The organism is Actinokineospora inagensis DSM 44258 (genome assembly GCF_000482865.1).
Lineage (GTDB): Bacteria > Actinomycetota > Actinomycetes > Mycobacteriales > Pseudonocardiaceae > Actinokineospora > Actinokineospora inagensis.
In genome coordinates, this window is record NZ_AXWW01000015.1 from 114,327 (window position 1) to 131,461 (window position 17,135).

Sequence of the window (17,135 nt, forward strand, 5' to 3'; positions counted from 1 at the left end):
CGGCGAGCTGGGTGGTTTCGATTCTGGTGCGAGTTCACAGTGAGTGCGTGAGGGGAGGGTTGACCGATGGCGATGACGGTGCCGGACGAGGTCCGCGGGCTGTTCCTGGTGCTGACCGGCGATGAGTGGCCGGATGCCAACGAGGACAAGCTGCGTGCGCTGGCGGACGCGTGGGACCGGGCGGCGGACCGGCTCAGCGGCGAGTTGGCGCCGGAGTTGCGCACGGCGGTCAACGCGATCCGCTCGACCTTCCGGGGTGCCGCGGAACTGGCGTTCGCCAACCGGATGGCGCCGTTCGTCGAGGGCGGGGACAACTACATCGCGGTGGCGGACCAGCAGTTCAAGGTACTCGCGAAGTTCCTGCGCGACCTGGCGCTGGAGGTCGAGTACACCAAGCTGGTCTCCATCCTCTCGATCATCGCCCTGATCGCGGAGATCGCCTGGGCCATCGCGAACGCCTTCTTCACCGCGGGCGCCAGCATGGCCTGGCTGGCGGCGCGGATGGCGATCGTGCGGTTCCTGCTCAAGTCGCTGCTGGGCAGGCTGCTGCTCAAGGTCATCCAGGCCGAGGTCATCGGCATCGCCTTCCAGTTGATCATCGACATCGCGGCGCAGCTCATCCAGTTCGCCATGGGCACCCGGCACGAGTGGAACACCCAGTACACCGCCAGTGCCGCCGCCGTCGGTGCCCTCGGCGGCGCGCTCACCCTGCCACTGGCGGGCATCGGCCACGTCATCTCGCACCTGACCACGCACGGCCTGGACTCCTGGCTCGGCAAGGTCGCCAAGAACAAGTTCGACTGGCACCACGCCATCCCGGAGAACGTCGTCGAGATCGGCGTTGAGGCCTTCCACGAAACCCTCACCGAGGCCCTCTACAAGTACGCCACCGAGGGCGAGTTCGTGATGAACCCGTTCTCCGCCACCTCCGGCGCCATCTCCGGCGTGGGCGGCGTCGTCGGCGCCGCCATCGGCAACTCCGTCGCCACCTCCCTCGGCGTCGTCAAACCCCCCGCCCACACCCCGCAGTCCAAACCCACCACCCAGATCGACGGCACCCGCGGCCCCGCCCCCACCCCGCCCCCCACGACAACCACGACCACGACCACAACCACTCCGATCCCCACCCCACCCGTGGTCGACCAGGTCACCGGCCCCAACGGCATCCCCACCCCGACCTCGTCGACCACCATCCCCACCCACACCCCGACCACCACAACCACGTCCGCCACCACAACCACGTCCGCCACCACAACCACGTCGACCGGCACCACGTCCACCGGCACGTCTTCCACCAGCACGACGACAAGCACCACGCCGTCCACCCACTCGACAACCACCACCTCGACGAGCGCCACCACGCCGTCCACCACCACGCCGTCCACCTCGACGCCGTCCACCACCACGCCGTCCACCACCACGCCGTCCACCACCACGCCGTCCACCTCGACGACGAGCACCAGCCACTCCACCGTGCTTCCGTCGAGCACGAACACCCACACCCCCGGCCAATCCGGCCCGGTCACCACCACAACCCAGTCGTCCACCACGTCAACGTCATCGACGAGCCAGTCCACCCCTGGCCAGTCGAGCACCACCGGCGCCCAGTCGACCACCAGCAGGCCCACCCCCTCGACGACAAGCACCGGAACGAACACCACCAGCACGACGTCCACGACCACGAGCTCCACGCACACCACTCCGACTGGGACGAGCTCCAACCCAGCCACCAGCGCCACCACAACCTCCAGTACCGCCAACTCCACCACGTCTTCAACTACCGCGTCTTCAAGCACCACCTCTTCAACCAGCACCAGTTCGACCACCACGAACTCGAACAGCACGAACTCGAACACCGGCTCGCAGACCGCCACCACCAAGTCCCCGGCCACCCAGGCTCAGACCAGCACGACTCAGACCAGCACGACTCAATCCGGCACGACTCAGTCCAGTTCAACGCAGTCCAGCTCAACGCAATCGAGCACGACCCAGTCCGGCTCGACCCAGTCGAACACCACCCAGTCGAACACCACCCAGTCGAACACCACCCAGTCGAACGCAGGCCAGGCCAAGACCACCGAGACGACCACCGGTCAGGGCAAGCAGAACCCGAGCACCACCGTCGCCAGCACGACCGCCCCCAAGTCGCCGACCTCCACACCGAATCCCGTCACCGCCACCGCGACCGCCGGGCAATCGCAGACCGCGAAGACCCCCGCCGCGCCCACCGAGTCCGCCCGACCCACCACGACCACCAGACCGACCACGACCACCGGCTCCACCAAGGTCACCAGGCCACAAGAGTCCACAAAGGTCTCGAAGCCCGCGACGACCTCCACCACCGAGGCCCCCAACCAGGTCGCGAAACCGGTCAAGCCCCAGCAGGCCACCGCCACGGCCACCGTCGGTGTCACCCCGGCGAAACGACCCCGCCGCGAAGGGCCCGCTGTCCCGCCGAAGGCGAAGAAGACCGGCGAGCGGTTCACCGACTTCCGCCGGTGGGTCGGCGGTATCAACAACGCCAAGGGAACCGTCAACTGCGTCAACGCGGCCGTGGCGTTCCACGAGACCTGGCGTGGCAACCCGAGCAGCGCCGGTCCGGATCGAGCGGGCACCGCGCACGCCAGTGAGCGCACCGGGTACGCGCCGCAGTTCCTCGGGGAGGGCAGGCGTGCGGTCAACGAGGTCGTCAAGCGCGTTCGCGCGGGTGGGCACGGGTCGGACGCGATCGTGTTCACCACGCCGCCGGGCGCCAAGGACGGGCACGCCTGGAACGTGGTGAACCACAACGGCGAGGTGTTCCACGTGGACGCCCAGGACGGGACGTGGTCGACCGACATCCCGCCGTCGGGCAAGGTGTGGGCGATCGTGCAGGACCCGCAGGGCTCCTTCATCGACGGCACCACCGTCGACAACTACGGCAGCACGGGTCCGCAGGCGATCGGTGACTCATTCGGTGTCCGACCGCCCAACAACATCGTCGCTGTCGCGCAGCAGGGTGTCCGCGACGCGCAGGGGCATGTGGACACCGCGGCCGATCAGGTGCGGCGGGCCGAGTTGTCCCAGCGGTCGGCGCGGGCGCAGGAGTTCGCGGCGGAGGAGTCGAACCGGCAGGCGCAGGCCGCCGTCGTCCCGGCGAACACGGCCGCGGCGCCGGTGATGCAGCAGTTGAACCACGTGCGCAACCAGATCAACACCGCGATCGGCACGTTGACCAACCAGATCAACGCCGAGGGCTTGCTGCAGAACCAGGTCGACACCGCCGACGACGCCGAGGCCGACGCCCGCGACGACGTGCGAGACGCACAGCAGGTCCTCGACAACGCCGCCCCCGACGACGTGGCCAACGCCCGGCGCGCACGGGACGGAAGGCAGGCCGCGCTCGACACCCTCGTCACCAACCACGGGCCGCTCCGCCTCCAACTGCAGACGGCCACGCAGACCCGCCAGGCCACCCAGGTCACCATCGCGAACCTGCGCGTCCAGGAGGGCGCCGCGCACGCCGCCGCGCGTGGACCGCACGCGTCGGCCACCCGGGCGCTGACCAACGCCAACACCGCGAACACCCAACTGCAGAACGCCACCCAGGCGGCCACCGACACCGCCACCCAGGTGCAGACCGCGCGGACCCAGCGGCAGAACGCGGCGACCGAGCACGCCACCGTCACCCGGCTCGCCCAGGAGATCCAGCACCACTCCGGGTTGGAGACCGCCGCGCACAACACCGCCGTGCTGTCGAACGCGGCCGCGACGAACGAGGAGAACCGGGCCACCGGGCTCGAACAGCAGGTCCAGCAGCTCGACCGGCAAATCGGCACGCTGCAGGACCAGGTCAACACCAACACCCTCGAGGTGGCCCGGCAGCGGCGCGAGGTCGCCGAGGCCCGCGCCGAGCTCGCGCGCCAACACGCCGCCAGCCAGGCCGCAGGCCAGGGCACCAGCCAGGCAGGTGCCAACCAAGCGGCCGCCACCCCGGCCCCGCAGACCACCCCGGCGATCACCCAGCAGGAAGCCGCGATCACCCGGCTGGAACAGCAGATCACCCAGGACCAGGCCCAGATCGTCACCCTCACCGGCCAGCGCAACACGACCAACGGCCAGGCGGGCACGGCCCGCACCCAGGCCACCCGGTTGCGCACCCAGGCCGACCTCGACCAGCAGGCCGCCGACGCCGCCGCCGACGAGGTCAACAACCGGCACACCGAGCTCACCACCGCGCTCGGCCGCGCCCAGCAGGCCGCCCAGAACGCCACCGCCGCCGCCCAGACCGCCGCGACCCGGGCCAGGGACACCGCCACCGCGGCCACCGCGGTCAAGAACGCGGCCAAGCAGGGCAACGTCGAGCGCGGGCTCACCATGCTCGGCGACGGCCCGTTCGCCGACCGGATCGTCGTCGAGGAACTGGGCGACACCACCGGCGTGGTGAACTCCGTGGCCGGTCTGTTCGGCGACCACCCCGGCGTCGCGAACCAGGCCGGTCGGACCGCGGCGACCGCCGTGGAGCGGCACCTGACCGAGATCATCAACCACGGCCACGAGATCACCGTGGACCTGCCCAACGGCAACCAGGCGCGGGTGCTGCTCACCGGCAGGCCCAAGCGCCCCGAGGACACCCGGGGCTCGTCGACCGTCAACGCGGTGCCCAACGCGCACCCGGACATCGTCAAGACCACCCGCGACGACCAGCACAACCCGGTCACCGTCACCGGGTCCAGCAGCCTGCCCATCCGCATCCCGCTGATCTCGTTGGCCCCGATCGTCGACACAGTGCCGTTCCTGCGGCCGAACGCGTCGGTCGGGTTCACCGCCCGCCGCAACCAGGGCGAGACGTCCAACAACTCCAGCAGGCCGGGTGTGCGGACCGGCGACCGGCCGTGGGTGAACGCCGACATCGAGATCGTCGCCACCCGGATCGGCAACCCGAACCCGGCGACCAGCACGGTCCACGCGGGCATGCGGGTCCCGGCCGTCGTGCCCGCGGTGGCCAACGCGCAGCCGCTGCCCGTCAACGGCCGCGACCAGTTGACCTCGGACGCGACCCACGTGCCGGTTCCGTTCACCGACGCGGTCAACACCGCGCTGGGTGGACAGCACCGGGGCGACGTCACCGACCTGCTCAAGTCCCAGCAGGTGCGGCGGATGGCCAACAACGGCCAGGTCAACACGACCATCGGCGGCACCGGCGTCAACGTCACGGCCACCGGGGCACCGCAGGTCACCTTGGTCGGGCCGTCCAACCGGGTCGACGAGCAGCGCACCGCGCACGTCCCGTCGTCGGTGGTCACCAAGGGCAGTGACGTCACCGCGGGACTGGGCATGGCGGCGGGCATGGACACCGGCACCCTGCAGTGGTTCGTCGGCCTGTTCAGCGACTTCTCCAGTTCCCGCAACGGCGGCTACAACCGGGGCAACGAGTCCGCCGTCGAGCGCAACGCCACCCAGGCCGAGCTGGTCTACCGGATCACCCGGCCGCTGCAGGTCACCGTGGCGGGTCAGCCGCCGACCAACGGCACCATCACCGAGCTGGTCACCGTCCCGGTGGACGTGGCGCGGAACCTGAACCTGGACATCCCGCAGCAACTGGACCCGACCGCGGTACAGCCCCGGCCGCCGGGCAACCAGCCGTACATGATCGGCACCGACGACATCACCGCCGTGCCCGGCAAGGCGCAGGTGCTGACCTTCATCAACACCGGTCTGGACGCGACCGGGCAGGCCGCGGTGAACGAGAAGTTCGACACCGACCCCAAGACCGTTACCGCGATCTTCAACGCCATGCACGGCGGCGAGGAGGTCACCTGGGTCGAGGGGGGGCAACTGCACAAGCTGGACATCTACGTCAAGATCCGCCCGCCCGCCAACACCTTCGCCTCCGGCCAGGCCAAGGCGACCGTGCAGGACCACGTCACCTCGCAGCGCAGGCGCACCGACCAGATCGGCCGTACCGCGCGGCTCGGCGTCGGCGGCGAGGTCCGCCCCACCTTCGGCGACCGGCCACCGGCGAGCGAGCACCCCAAGGGCGGCGCGACGACCTCAACCGCTCTGCCCCGCGTCGTCGTGTCCGGCACTTACGAACGCACTCGGGCCTCCGCGGTCGGCACCAACGGCCGCGACGGCCGCATCACCGCGTACGGCGGCGAGTACCGCGGCTTCGACGGCGACATGGAGGTCGTCGTCGTGCACCGGCAGACCCCGGTCCCCAACTGGTTCCGCCGGGTGTTCCTGGGCGGCCGGATGACCTTCGGCACGGCCTCGCCCGACCGGCTCAACGAGCCGACCAGCGCGGCGATCGACACCGCGCGGACCATGAACACCAACCCGGTCAACACCCCCCAGTTGCGCAAGCAGACCGTGCCCGCCGCCGTCACCGTCTCCGCGCCGGTGGACAAGCTCGCCTGGTCCGACCGGCCACCCGCGCCATCCACGATGAACGCTGGCCTCTACGTCGGCACCGCGCCCGCCATGGCCCACGGCACCGTCGTGGTGGACCCGGAGCTGTTCGGCGAGTTCGCGGGTGTCGAGCACGTGCGGGTCACCCCGAACAGCACCGAGGCCGTCAACATCGCGCTGGCCAAGAGCGTGCGGCAGATCCCCCCGCCCGGCGCGCCCGGTCGGCCGCCCGCGCCGGAACGCACATCCCCCGGGATGCTGAGCGGGACCTGGCCGTCCTGGGGCACCAGGACCGTCACCGAGTCCAACCGCGGTGGGGTGAACCAACGCCAGTTCAGCTACAAGCTCTCCACACTGACCAAACCCGGCACCACCGCGGGCGACGCGATCCGCGGGTTCGTCTCCCAGGCGGGCAGGCGCGGTCTGGCGGTGCTCGGCCTCAACGGCGAGCAGGGCGGCCCGCACAAGCTGTACGAGCCGGGGCGGCTCACCGACATGAACGGGTCGATCAGCGCCGCCGCCACCTACTCGTCCCCGCGCGTTGTCGACGTCCGCAAGGACGGCCAGTTGCAGCGGCGGCAGGACGGCGACCTGGTCGTGAACAACAACAAGCAGCGCCAGTTCGGCGTGGAGGCCGAACTGGCCGTCGACGTGCTGCCCCGGCGGCTGACCAAGTTCGGCAACCGGGTCCGGCTCGCCTTCGGCGGCAACCGGCGCGGCGGCCGGGCCAACATCGACGAGCTCACCCCGGGCGGCCGCCAGCTCTACAACTACAAGGGTCCGACGGTGTGGCTGACCATGGACGTCCGCTACAACTACACGGGCAACCTGAACATCCGCAACAGCGTCAAGACCTCGACCGCCGACCCGGTGTCGGTCTTCGTCGACGAGCCGGACGGCATCCTCGTCCAGTTGCCCGCGCGGACCGCCGCGGAGATGTTCACCGCCAACGGTTTGCCGGTCCCGCCGGAGATCCAGGCCGTGCTGCCGCCCGCCCCGGCGCCCGCGCCGCCCGCGACCACGCAGACCCTGCTCAGCGACCCGGCCAACCCCGCGTACAACAACTACGTCTCGCACGGCACCACCACCGTGTTCAACTCCCGCCTGCACGGGATCAACCCGCTGCAGGACGCGCGGACCCGGCTCACCACGATCGGTGTCACCGGCAAGTGGCAGGCCGACGTGATCGAGCGGATCACCGAACTGCTGTCCAGCCCGCGCGGTCACCTCTCGCTCAAGGACGTGCTCAGCGACACCGGGGTGATCTCCATCCCGAACAACGACCCGTTCTACGCCGACGTGGTCGACGTCCGGATCGTCGCGACACCGACCCAGGCCGCCCCGGCGCACGCCGCGCGGCCCGCGCCGCAGAACACCCCGCTGACCCCGAACTCGCAGACCACCTACTCCTACATCAACACCGTCGACTCCGTGCAGAAGACCAAGTCGCACGCCTACGCGGCCGGTATCCAGAACGACCTCATCATCCGCGAGGCCGCCCCGCGCGTCACCCAGCCCGACGGCAGTGTCGTCGTCCAACCGGGCTCGACGGCGGGCAACCTGGGTGCCCTGCTCGGTGTCGGCAAGCAGGTGTCGGAGTCGGAGACCCTGCCGGGCAGCACGCAGCTCAAACCCATGCGGCTGTTGACCTTCGACCAGCTCGACCGGTCCACCCACGACGTGACCTACTCGCTGGAGATCTCCCGCATCCGCACCCCGATGCCCGCCCCGGACGCGTTGACCCTCACCGCGATCCGCCACTTCAACCGCGACGAGATCGCCACCGCCCCGGTCCACGCCTACGGTTCGGTCGACCTGGTCGCCCCCAAGCCGCGGTCGTCACCGCCGATGAACGCCCCGGTCGCGCCCACCTTCGACGTGCTCACCACCAACCCGCTGAACCTGCCCGCCGCCGACCCGAACCGGGTCAACCAGCGGGTGCTCGACCCGGACGGCATGTGGCACATCGAGTCCCTCGGGTCGTCGACGGCGAGGGCCATCCGGGACGCCGCCTACGCCCAGGCCTCCGCGGCACCGGTCGCGGTGGGCAACAACGTGCCGCAGGGCAACTTCGTCAACGCCCGCAACAATCCCTCGACCTACACCAGCAAGGGCACCACCTCCGAGTACGCCGTGCACACCCTCACCACCGGCACCGGTCTGCACAACGGCGGCTGGTCGATGTTCACCGGCGACTCGTACTCCACCAAGGGCATCGTCGGCGCCAAGCACACCTTCCACGACGACCTGCTCGACGTCTCCGTGCAGGGCCGGTTCGTGCCGGGCTCGTTCACCCTGGTGCCGCTGAACAACCCGGGCAAGGTCGACCACGGCCGCGAGACCGAGGACATCACGCTCACCGGTTCCTCCCGCACCGTCACCTGGTCCCGGGGCGCCACCGCCGCCGGTCTGGGCGGCGGCACGGCGCGGCACCCGAGCGACACGCTCACACCGGGGCCGGTGAACCTGCAGACCACGCCGACCATGGGCGCGGAGAGCGCCACCGGCGTGCCGGAGGCCCAGACCAACGCGGTCTTCGACCTGACCGTGGTCGCCCAGGGCGGGCGGTCCTACCTGTTCGACGCCAACGCCGAGTTCTACGTGCAGACCACGCCGCGCGCGTCCAACAGCGTCATCCCCAAGATCAAGGGCTGGTTCGGCCGCAGGCCCGCCCCGACCACGGTCAAGATCACCGCCACCAACGACGTCCGGGTCCGCGTCTGGGAGGCCGACGCCCTCCGCGAGGGCCTGATCAGCCTGGGCGACGTCTACGCGACCACCAACCCGACCGTGCCCGGCGGCCTGGCCGTCACCCGCTCCAACGACGGCGCGATCCTGCACCCGAACACCGGCCCGGCGCCCGCGGTCGTCGCCCCGGCGGTCGGCCGGGAAGACCAGGGGCGCACGCTGCACATCGCGCCCGGCGTCACCCAGAACGAGGTGGTCGACTTCGTGCACGGGTTGCCGATCGACACCCGCCCGCACACCTTCGTCGTGCCCAACGGGTCGACGTTCACCGCGCAGGACATCGCGGACGGAGTGGCGGCCCGGTCCGCGCCGGGGGACGTGACCGTCAACCCGACCCAGCCGGACCCCGTTGTCCCGCCGCGGGCTCCGCGTGTCCGCGCGCCGCGGGTGCGATTCGCCCAGGCCAACCCGAACGGCGCCACCGACACGGTCACCGGGCCGTGGAGCGAGAGCGCGCACACCGGACCCGAGTCGGCAAGCACAGATCAATCCACAGTGGACAACTCCGGCGATCGGGGGTCACGGGGGACCAAGCGGTCGAGGGACGAGTTCGAGTCCGACGCCGGACCGGTCACCCACCCCGAACCGCCGGGCACCCGGTCCAGCCAAGACGTGCTCACCCCGGCGTCCACCCAGGACTTGGCGGCCCTCACCGCCGCCGTGCCGCCCGGGAGCCGGTTCACCGACCCCAGTGGCTGGGTCGACCTGATCAACGGGGATCGCACCGTGCCCGGTCGGGACGTCAACTGCGTGGACGCGGCGGTGGCCTTCCACTCGACCTACCACGGTGAACCGCGGGTCGCCGGGATCGGCATGCCGGGGCAGGCGCCCCGCGGCGCGGTGAGCCGGGCCGCCGAGTGGACCTCGTACGCGCCGGAGTTCGTCGGCATCGGCCCGGACGCGTTCGCCGAGGTGATCGACCGCGTCACCCGGGCCGGGCACGGAGCCGACGCGTTGCTGATCGCCTTCGGCGCCAACAGCGGTCGCGGGCACGCCTGGAACGTGGTCAACCACAACGGGCAGGTCCTGCTGGTCGATCCACAACAGGGGACCGTCGTGCCCGCGAGCCCCGACGCCATCCCGGGGGTGGGGCGGGTGCACGCGATCCCGCTCGACGCGAACAACCAGTTCATCCGCGGCAACCAGGTCCCCGGCCTACCCAGCGGTCTGCCCACCGGGATCGCCGCCGGTCACGCCGCGACCGCCGCCTCGGACACGCCGAACTGGTCCGCGCACATCGACGACGTCGGCCACGAACTCGACACGCTCCTGGACGTGGTGGACGACTCGCCGGTGGCGCGCGCCCAGGCCGAGGCGCTGTCGCTGCACCTGCGGGACACCGACATCCAGCGCATGCGGTCGCTGTCGGAGCGGAGCGAGATCATCACGTTACGCGGGTCGACCGACCGGCTGGTCCCGTTCCGCGACGGCTACCTGCTCGAGTCGGACGGGCCGGTCGACCCCGGATTCGTCGCCGAGCTGGCGGCCGCGATCCTGCGCAAGCGGATCATCGCCCTGGTCATCGGGCCCGACGCGGAACTCCCGGACGTGCTGGAGTTCCCGCCACGCGGCCGCCCGCTGCCGATCGACGAGTCCGACCTGGTCACCGACAGTGATATCGAGGACGATCTCGGCATCGACCCGAACGGAGACGACGACCAGAACAGCGGTGACCACGACCCGGTGCCGGTGGGCTCCGGGAAGGGTGACTGATCGCTGGTCAGGCCGCCCAGGTGACGGCGGGGGAGCGGAACTCGTCCACCAGGCCGTCCAAGCCGGTCGGCTCGCGCAGCAGTGGGGGCTCGGTCACGCCCACGGTCAGGCCGCGCTGGAGGGCGTTGACGAACCGGGCGACCGCACCGGCGGTCGGCGTCGCCGCGCCGCCCAGGTAGCACAGCACGATGAGGTCCTCGCCCGAGTACGTCTCGATCGCGGCCGCCCAGCCGGACCGCTCGTCCCAGAGCAGGGCGACGTCACGGCCGGGGTGGCTGGGCAGGGTCACGTCGAGGGCGAGGTAGGCCGACACCGGGGTGTCCAGGTCGACGGTGACCGACTCCAAGCCCACGCCGACCTGCGCCGCCACCCCGTGCAGGTACTCCCGCAGGGCGCGGTGGGCCGGGTGCTGGTAGCCGAGGGACAACTCGAGGACCGCGGTCACGGTGGAACCCTTTCTCGGATTGGTGGTGCGCCCTCCTAGTGCCCCGTTTCCCGCAGGCCTAAGCCGACCAGGGCACGGATCACCCGGTCCGGGTGACCGGCAACACCTGCTGTGACCGGTTGACCCGCCGATCGTGTCGTTTCCACCAGCCCGGCGGCGGGGTAGCCGCCAGCGACGAAGGGACCAGCGATGACCAGTGAGCACGTGCTGACCGATCGGCAGGGCCACCCCGTCCACGACAACCAGAACCAGCGCACGATCGGCCCGCGCGGCCCGGCGACGCTGGAGAACTACCAGTTCCTGGAGAAGATCGCGCACTTCGACCGGGAGCGGATCCCGGAGCGGGTGGTGCACGCCAGGGGCGCGACCGCGTTCGGCTACTTCGAGACCTACGGCACCTGGGGCGACCAGCCGGTGGAGGGGTTCACCCGGGCCAAGCTGTTCTCCGGTCCGGGCAAGCGGACCCCGGTGGCGGTGCGGTTCTCCACGGTGATCGGCGGCCGCGACTCGTCCGAGGTGGCCAGGGACCCGCGCGGGTTCGCGGTGAAGTTCTACACCGAGGACGGCAACTGGGACCTGGTCGGCAACAACCTGGCGGTGTTCTTCATCCGGGACGCGATCAAGTTCCCCGACGTGATCCACGCGCTCAAACCGGACCCGGTGACCTTCCGGCAGCAGCCGAACCGGATCTTCGACTTCATGTCGCAGACCCCGGAGTCGATGCACATGCTGGTGAACCTGTTCAGCCCGCGCGGTATCCCGGCCGACTACCGGCACATGCAGGGCTTCGGCGTGAACACCTACAAGTGGGTCGCCGCGGACGCGACCACGCACCTGGTCAAGTACCACTGGTACCCGAAGGTCGGGGTGGCCAGCATGACCGCGGCCGACGCCGCCGCGGTGCAGGCCGACGACCTCGGGCACGCGACGCGGGACCTGCGGGAGGCCATCGAGCGCGGCGAGTACCCGGAGTGGGAGCTGCGGGTGCAGTTGATGAGCGACGACGAGCACCCGGAGCTGGACTTCGACCCGCTCGACGACACGAAGGTCTGGCCGGAGCACGAGTTCCCGCCGCAGCCGGTGGGGCGGATCCTGCTCAACCGCGCCGTCGAGGACACCTTCACCGAGAACGAGCAGATCGCTTTCGGCACCGGGGTGCTGGTCGACGGCCTCGACTTCTCCGACGACAAGATGCTCGTCGGCCGCACGTTCTCCTACAGCGACACCCAGCGCCACCGGGTCGGCCCCAACTACCTGCAGCTCCCGGTCAACCAGCCCAAGACGGCCGTGCGCACCAACCAGCGCGACGGGGCGATGGCGTACTCCACCGACGTTGATGGCGGGAACCCGCACGTCAACTACGAACCATCGATCACCGGTGGCCTCCCCGAGGCCCGGCCGCCCGCGCCCGACGAGCGGGGCCCGTTCATCGAGGGCCGACTGACCCGTCGCCGCATTCCGCGGACGAATGACTACGCGCAGGCAGGTCAGCGTTACCTGTTGATGGAGCAATGGGAACGCGACGACCTGGTCGACAATTTGTCGGTACAGCTCGCGGAATGTGACCGGCCCATTCAGGAACGCATGGTGTGGCATTTCCTGCTGGTGGAGGACGAGCTCGGCACCAGGGTCGGTGAACGCCTCGGAATCAGTCCCGGCGATGTGTCCCGGTTGCCGCCGCTGGCAACGCAAACACTCGGCCCGGCCGAGCAGAAGCGCCTCGCCGCCCTCGGTTCCAACGGTCCCCGACCGACCGATCGCCTCACGATGACCCACTGCGTACCCAACGACCACGCAAAACGCGTCTGAACCCATCCCCGACCACCCGACGACTGAGCCGACAGTGGTCCGCGCCGATAGCGCGGTGTCCCTCAATGCCCCCCTCGGCCGATATGCCCGACCCGCCCCCGCGGGGGTCGACCCACCCGTCCCGCCGGTTGCCTGTGACAGCCACCCGCCTGGCTAGGATCCTTCGCGAACAACTCCCGCGTTGAGCAGCCAGCGCCGGACCGGGTGTGAGCCGGGGCCCCCGTGGCCCCGCAGTCGGAGCTGGAGGGCAGGCGGCGTGGCTGTGGGCAAGGAGTCGGAGGACCTGGGCGTCCTGGCGAGCCAGTTGGTGCGGTTGACCGAGGACCTGCTCGCCGCGGGCAGCCTGGTCGACGTGCTGGAGCGGGTGGTGCAGACCACCAAGGACGTGGTGGGTCCGGTCGACCTGGTGAGCGTGACGCTCCGCTCACCCGATGGCAGTTTTCACACTCCCGTGCTCACCGACCTGGTGGCTGCGGACCTGGACCTGTTGCAGTACGAGTTCGGCGAGGGCTGCTGCGTGGAGTGCGCCCGCCCGGACGGTCCCGCCGCCGCGCACAGCTCCGACCTGGGCACCGACACCAGGTGGCCGCGGTTCGGCCCCGCAGCCGCCGAGCGCGGGTTCCACTCGCTGGCCTCGGTCGCGCTGCTGCCGGAGGTCCGCGCGCCGCGGTTGTCCGGCGCGCTCAACGCGTACTCGCGCGAGCGCGGCGGGTTCGACCCGTCCGATCGGGACGCGCTGATGCTGCTGGCCACGCACGCCTCGCTGGCCCTCGCCGCGAGCGAGGGCGTCACCAGGGAGCAGTTGCGGATCGAGCAGTTGCGCGCCGCGCTGGACACCAGGGACGTCATCGGCCAGGCCAAGGGCATCCTGATGGCCCGCCGCGGCATCGACGCCGACGAGGCGTTCGACACGCTGCGCCGGACGTCGCAGAACATCAACGTCAAGCTGCGCGACCTGGCAAAGACGCTGGTCAACCGGCACCACCTGCTGGACTGAGGGCCCGCGCGGCCGATGGGACCGTCCGCCGGGCCGCGGCCCGACGGACGGTCTTACATTGAGCCCCCGTGCTGCTGCTTAACACGCGAGGCTCAAGACCAGCGGGCCAACGCGCGCACGAGGACGCCCCAGACATACCCAGTCGCTGATCTTCCACACCACGGGTTCACCCCCGTCCGTGTGACGCGGGCGACACGGACGTTGGTAAAGTTTCGACAAAGGGTTGTCAAGTGATCGATAAAGTATAATTCGATGGTCGTGTTGATAAATTTTCCTGCATATTTGCCTCGATATGGTGGCGCGCTATGGGAAATGCCATTTCGGCACACTGGCAACTGTGAAGTTCCGGCGAATCGCCCACCGGCGGTGTGGGCTGGGCTGATTTCATTGACGACGTTATTGATGGCCCATACATTGACCGTCCGAGTTCTTCGGTATTCCCTGCATGCCTGAGGAGTTTGGCTTGAAACGCACCATTGTCGCCCTGGTTGCCGCGGGCGCGGCCACCACGGCGGTCTACGCGGTGACCTCCACCGCGACCGCGGCCCCGGCCGCGCCCCAAGCGCCCGCTGCCGCACAGACCCCGGTGGCCCTCGCGGTCGCCGCCGCCGACAAGGCCGCGGCCTCCGGTCTGGACGCCCTGGCCAAGGGTCCGGACGAGCAGTTCACCCGTCGCCAGGTCTACACCGGCGGCATCCCGGGTCGTAAGGACCTGTTCTACGTGTCCTACGACCGCACCTACAAGGGCCTGCCGGTCGTCGGCGGCGACGCCGTCGTCGCCACCGACGCGGCGGGCAACACCCTGGACACCGTGGCCGCCCACCAGGGCGCCATCGCCGTGTCCACCAGCCCGAAGCTCTCCGCGGCCCAGGCCGAGAAGGTCGCCCGCGGCGAGCTGTCCTCCGTGGACAAGGTCCTGTCCAACGACCTGAAGGTCTACGCGGCGGGCAAGGGCACGCTGGTCTACGAGACCGTCGTGACCGGTGTGCGCAAGGGCATCCCCAGCCACCTGCACGTCTACACCGACGCCCAGACCGGCGCCGTCGTCGACACCACCGACGACGTCCGCGCGGGCACCGGCCAGTCGCAGTGGAACGGCCCGAACCCGCTGAACATCGACACGAGCAACCACCAGACGGTCGACTCGACCCGTCCGGGTCTGAGCTGCGTCGACCTCTCGACCAAGCAGCCGTTCACCAAGTCGAACGACAGCTTCGGCACCGGCAACGCCTCCTCCAAGGAGACCGGCTGCGTCGACGTGCTGTGGTCCACCCAGCACGAGTGGGACATGCTCAAGAACTGGCTGGGCCGCAGCGGCATCGACGGCAACGGCCGCGGTGTCCAGGTCCAGGTCGGCCTGGCCGACATCAACGCCTACTGGACCGGTGACCACATCGAGGTCGGCCATAACCAGGCCAACCAGTGGATCGCCTCCATGGACGTCGTCGGCCACGAGCACGGCCACGCGATCGACCAGTACACCCCGGGTGGCGCGGGCACCGAGGCGGGCCTGGGCGAGGGCACCGGTGACATCTTCGGCGCGCTGACCGAGGCGTACACCAACGAGCCCGCCCCCTACGACACCCCGGACTACACCGTGGGTGAGTCGGTGAACCTGGTCGGCCAGGGCCCGATCCGCAACATGAAGAACCCGTCGCAGGTCAACAACGACCCGAACTGCTACTCCTCCAAGATCCCCAGCACCGAGGTGCACGCCGCCGCGGGCCCGCTGAACCACTGGTTCTACCTGCTGGCCGAGGGCTCGGCGTCGGGTAGCCCGACCTGCAACAGCTCCACCGTGTCCGGCATCGGCATCCAGGCCGCGGGCCGCGTGTTCTACAACGCCATGCTGCTCAAGACCTCCGGCATGAGCTACTACAAGTACCGCACCGCGACGCTGACCGCGGCGAAGAACCTGGACCCGACCTGCGCGCAGTACAACGCCACCAAGGCCGCTTGGGCCGCGGTCAGCGTTCCGGCGCAGTCCGGTGAGCCCACCTGCACCAGCCAGCCGGGCAACGACTTCTCGCTGTCGCTGAACCCGTCGTCGGCCACCGTGCAGAAGGGGTCGTCCGCGACGACCACCGTGTCGACGCAGACCACCTCGGGCAGCGCCCAGACCGTCGCGCTGACCGCGACCGGCCAGCCCTCGGGCGTGACCGTCGCGTTCAACCCGGCCTCGGTGCAGTCCGGCTCGTCCTCGACCGCGACCATCACCGTCGGCGCCAACGTCGCCAACGGCACCTACCCGATCACGGTCAAGGGCGCGGGCACCGCGACGCACACCGTGACCTACAACCTGACCGTCAGCGGTGGGCAACCGCCCACCAACGACTTCTCGCTGTCGCTGAACCCGGCCTCGGGCAACTCGGCCGCGGGCGGCACGGTCAGCAGCACCGTCAGCACCGCCACCACCACTGGCTCCGCCCAGACGGTGGCCCTGAGCGCCTCCGGCCTGCCCTCGGGCGTGACCGCGACGTTCAGCCCCACCTCGGTCCAGTCCGGTAGCTCGTCGAGCCTCACCCTGTCGGTCGGCGCCAGCGCCGCCGCGGGTACCTACTCGATCACCGTGACCGGCACCGGCTCGGCCGCCCACTCGGCGACCTTCACCCTCACCGTGACCGGCGGCAACCCCGGCGGCTGCGGCAGCGTGACGGCGTGGTCCTCGTCCCAGGCCTACGTGCCGGGCGATGAGGTCTCGTACAACTCGCACAAGTGGAAGTCCACTTGGTACTCCACTGGTGCCGAGCCGGGTGCGCCTGGTTCGTGGGCTGTGTGGCAGGACGAGGGCGCTTGCTGAGTTGAGTTGATCGCACTTCAGGACCCCGCGGCTGTTGTGGCCGCGGGGTCTTGGCGTGTGGGGGTTACTGGGCCTCGGGTGCGCCTCGGGGTTCGGCCTGGTCGCCTTCGGCGACGCCGGCCTGGGGCGCCGGATTTTTCGGGCTGTGCCCGCTGGGGTGAAGTTGTTTTGTTTGGGGCCCCTAGCGGTGGCCTGGGTAAGGCTAAAAGGCGGGGCCACTGGAAAGACGTGGC

5 protein-coding genes are annotated in these 17,135 nt (G+C 70.2%); 4 read left to right on the top strand and 1 reads right to left on the bottom strand.

What is annotated here, in order from left to right; translation table 11 throughout:
• Positions 1–66 precede the first annotated feature (66 nt).
• A complete protein-coding gene (locus H504_RS0106015) occupies positions 67–10,851 on the top strand; it encodes a toxin glutamine deamidase domain-containing protein (RefSeq protein WP_026422047.1) in 10,785 nt (3,594 codons plus the stop codon).
• A gap of 7 nt (positions 10,852–10,858) precedes the next feature.
• Here the strand turns inward: H504_RS0106015 and H504_RS33520 are convergent, their stop codons facing one another.
• A complete protein-coding gene (locus H504_RS33520) occupies positions 10,859–11,296 on the bottom strand; it encodes a DUF6292 family protein (RefSeq protein WP_051385538.1) in 438 nt (145 codons plus the stop codon).
• Between the two features lie 189 nt (positions 11,297–11,485).
• Between H504_RS33520 and H504_RS0106025 the strand changes: the two genes are divergently transcribed.
• From H504_RS0106025 to H504_RS0106035, 3 genes are all read left to right on the top strand, one after another.
• Entirely contained in the window at positions 11,486–13,105 is a 1,620-nt protein-coding gene (locus H504_RS0106025) for a catalase (protein WP_026422048.1), read from the top strand.
• 256 nt (positions 13,106–13,361) lie between these two features.
• Positions 13,362–14,102: a GAF and ANTAR domain-containing protein gene (locus H504_RS33525; protein ID WP_035303370.1), complete on the top strand. Its 741-nt coding sequence runs from the start codon at positions 13,362–13,364 to the stop codon at positions 14,100–14,102.
• Between the two features lie 445 nt (positions 14,103–14,547).
• Positions 14,548–16,902 (top strand): M4 family metallopeptidase, encoded by a 2,355-nt coding sequence (locus H504_RS0106035; protein ID WP_084467411.1) that lies wholly within the window; start codon positions 14,548–14,550, stop codon positions 16,900–16,902.
• The last annotated feature ends 233 nt before the right edge of the window (positions 16,903–17,135 follow it).